The following is a 2,716-nucleotide window of genomic DNA, read 5'->3' as shown; positions in this document are numbered from 1 at the left end:
AATACCATAAAGTTCCTGAGTCAGGCTGTGTCCTTAGCAGTCAGGCAGCGTTCTCACGAATTGTCTCTGATTCCGCTTTTGAAGTGAGTGGGGTGACTTTGTCAATCTCTACACCTGAATGCTTACGTTGCGGTGTCATTAACTGATATTATTACTACTGGAAGACTATCGAACAATAGTCAAAAAAACAGTCAAAAAAACGTCCGGAGTATTGGCAAGTGTTAACACCAGGACACATCGAAGCAAATTCTATGGCTCATCTCCAATGTGCTGTATGTGGTAAAGAATATCCGCTAGAACTGCGTTATCGTTGCCAATCTTGCGATGGAGGTGTGTTGAATGTTGTGTACAGAGGTAATCAAAAGGTAGAATCTGGTTCCGGACTGCAGCGTTTTAAAGATTTTGTTCCGATTAAACCCCTGCCAGAATTTTATTGTCCAGAAACTCCTCTAATTCGATTCGACAATGCTCAATATGTTGACCATGATGGCATTTACTGTAAAGTAGAAGGGGCTTTAGCAACCGGAAACACCAAATATAGACAGAGTTGTATGGCAACACCAGGGTTGTTATGGGGTGGAGTTAAAGAATTTGTAGTCTCCTCTACAGGCAACTCTTCTTCTAGCTTTATGTATTGGGCCAAAGAGCTTGAAGGTCAAATTAGGGTTCATGTCTTTGTTCCCTCAACCCATAGACATCGCTTAAAATTTCAGAGTCCCTATGCCACCATCCATGAAACAGATGTAGATTTTGTGGAAACTGGCAAGTTGGCCAAAGACTATGCTCAAGATCATAATCTATTTTGGGAAGGAGGCTTTTTCAACTTCTTTCGTCGGGAAGGTCTCAAAACAGGGTATATGGAAGGAGCAACCCAAATGGACTTCCAAGTTGATGTAGTCTTTCAACCCATTAGTAGCGGGATGGGGTTTTATGGGGGATATTTTGGCTTCAAGCAGCTTTTAGCCAATGGGTATATTAAGAAAATGCCTCGTTTTGTTGGTGTGCAGCAAGATACTTGTGCTCCTGTGTATACGGCATTTCATGCTAATAGAGAACAAATTGCTGATGAGGATATTATCCGCAACCCCACTGGAAAGGCTGAGGCTATTCTTAGAGGCAATCCTACCGCAACCTACTCTTATTTGCGGGATCTAATTCTAGACACTCAAGGAACGGTTGTTGCCCCAACCCAAGCAGAACTTCTGAAAAGCTATGAGGTTTTACAGCAAGCTGGTATTTCTGCTTGTCACACTGGAGCATTGTCTTTGGCAGCCTGTAAAAAGTTGATTCTTGACGGGTGGATTTCCCCTGAAGAAAAATGCTTGCTGATGGTGACTGGAGGACGGATGTACTAGGTCGCGTTGCCGTAGCGTGGCCAAAAGGCCAAAAGGCCAAGGAAGTCGATTTAACGATATATATCCCCAGTATAACCAGAGAAAATGCTACATAGTTCCATAAATTCAAGCTCGACTCTTTTTATTTATGTCTTAGTTGCTCCTCTAGCCATTGAGTGTCCAATTCTAGAAACTCAGCAGTCCACGTGAAAGGTTCATCTATAAACTTGCTCCCCAGAGTAATACAACTATCTAAAAATGGGGTATCTACTCCTGTTAGGCGGGCTAACACCTGTAGTGGAAAAGCCCCAAAGGGTAATTCTTCTGAGAGATAGCGATGATGAGGATTCCTGAGAGTAGAATTGTCAAGTGCTTTGATCTGGTGAATGTGTTCGTAAAAAGATGGGCCAGTAGTTCCATAGGCTGTCTTAAAATAATCGTACATATCGCTTAGATCAGGAAACCCTAATGCCTTGGCTATAGCTAGACGATCGCGATCGAAATCACCAATCAAATTAGCAGTGCGAGGACCCATACCTCGGTAAATATTATAATTTTCTCCCAGCTCCCATCTGGTTAAAGAGGCGATGATTAAGGGAACGTGAAAAACATCATTACATTTATCCAAGTTTACTTCTAAACTCGAAGACAGTGGACGCAAATTATCGAACAAACCTTGATAGGTAGCAACAATCCGCTCTGTCATATCCGAGTTTTGGGCAGCGACTTTGAACTGTTTTTTAAACCTCTTTATAGCTACTTGGTCGTCACCGTTACCTCGGCAGGCAAAGGGGGTATTATTTACATCTGCAACTGCGGGTAATTGGGTTTCACTCATGCCAAATTCTTTTTGCCACACTTTGCAGAAAACTCGACCTGAAAAACGGCTAGAACAGATCAATAAAATATTGGTTTGAGGGGTCATATATTGCCCCAAAATCCGGGCATAAGATTCAACATCCTGACCTCGACAGCCAATCACAATATTATTGGGTAATTTGCCATCATGAGTGGCGGCAATTTCCTCAATCTGGTTAGAACAAGCTGCAATTGGATAATTACCCGGTGAACATACACCCGTTGAACGAACAATCTTAGTTTGACTAATTGAAGAAGAACGACGAGAAAACAGATCAACGTTATGGCCTTGAGAACTCAGGTGAACTGCTGTGGCTAAACCTACATCTCCTCCACCCACAACAAGGTAATTATCTTGTGACATATCTTGTGACATCAAAAAATATCCTTTAAGCTCTATAATTGTGAATATGTAATTGAAATTATGAACAGCTTATCACAAGAGTTTCACCGATTTTTATGCAGGTTAACTGTAATCTCGAAATTATTGATAATGGAGGCAGCTTATTGACATAGACGCATCA

General features: G+C 41.8%; 2 protein-coding genes. One reads left to right on the top strand and one right to left on the bottom strand.

All coding sequences use genetic code 11. From position 1 onward, the window contains the following. Window positions 1-218: 218 nt before the first annotated feature. Complete coding sequence (locus F6K49_RS40020; RefSeq protein ID WP_293023380.1) at window positions 219-1,355, top strand: pyridoxal-phosphate dependent enzyme; 1,137 nt, start codon at window positions 219-221, stop codon at window positions 1,353-1,355. A gap of 121 nt (window positions 1,356-1,476) precedes the next feature. On the opposite strand, the gene F6K49_RS40015 is transcribed toward F6K49_RS40020, so the two are convergent. Next, window positions 1,477-2,568 (bottom strand): NAD/NADP octopine/nopaline dehydrogenase family protein, encoded by a 1,092-nt coding sequence (locus F6K49_RS40015; protein WP_293106301.1) that lies wholly within the window; start codon window positions 2,566-2,568, stop codon window positions 1,477-1,479. Between the last annotated feature and the right edge of the window lie 148 nt (window positions 2,569-2,716).

The organism is Moorena sp. SIO3I6, from assembly GCF_010672095.1.
Note: the sequence above shows the minus strand (reverse complement) of the source record. Positions and strands in the feature narration are given on the sequence as shown.

What these genes read in the sequence shown, in the direction of transcription:
- F6K49_RS40015 (WP_293106301.1), bottom strand. Translation starts at nt 2,568, where the DNA reads ATGTCACAAGATATGTCACAAGATAATTACCTTGTTGTGGGTGGAGGA.